At 38.0% G+C, this 634-nt stretch carries 1 protein-coding gene; it reads right to left on the reverse strand.

What is annotated here, in order from left to right; all coding sequences use genetic code 11:
* Positions 1-574 (reverse strand): pyridoxal-phosphate dependent enzyme (locus tag AWW78_RS06655; protein ID WP_047134666.1); only part of this gene is annotated, 574 nt, incomplete at its 3' end.
* Positions 575-634: the final 60 nt, after the last annotated feature.

The raw sequence follows: 634 nt of genomic DNA on the forward strand, positions 1-634 counted from the left end.
GACTTGGAACTACATCAGCACCCCACATTTTCATCAAAACTTTTCTATATGGCTTTTGTTCATAACTTGCCCTTACCATAAAAATTTTACATTCCAAACCAAAATAACTACATGCGAAAGCCAAAGCACTGCCCCACTGCCCGGCTCCAGTTTCAGTTGTTAATCGTTTAACTTCCTCAATTTTACTATAATATGCCTGCGCAACTGCGGTATTCGGTTTGTGGCTTCCAGAAGGGCTAACGCCTTCATACTTGTAATAAATTCTAGCCGGGGTATTGAGTGCCTCTTCAAGAAATTTCGCTCTTATCAAAGGAGTCGGTCGCCACAAAAGATAAACTTTTAAAACTTCTTCCGGTATATCTATCCATTGTTTATCACTTATCTCCTGCTCAATTAAACCTTTAGCGAAAATTATACTAAGTTCATCAACAGAAACAGGTTGGCCAGTTCTTGGATTAAGTGGTGGCTTTGGTTTTTCAGGCATATCGTGGATTATGTTATACCACCTCTTTGGGATTTCACGCTCGCTCAAATAAATACGATTACTTCGCGATGCAATATGTCTTTTTTTCATATCATACAAAGTTTTATTTATAATTCGATGATTCAGCTAATGCAGTTAACCATAAAGTCG

This window comes from Candidatus Kryptonium thompsonii (assembly GCF_001535985.1).
GTDB classification, from domain to species: domain Bacteria; phylum Bacteroidota; class Ignavibacteria; order Kryptoniales; family Kryptoniaceae; genus Kryptonium; species Kryptonium thompsonii.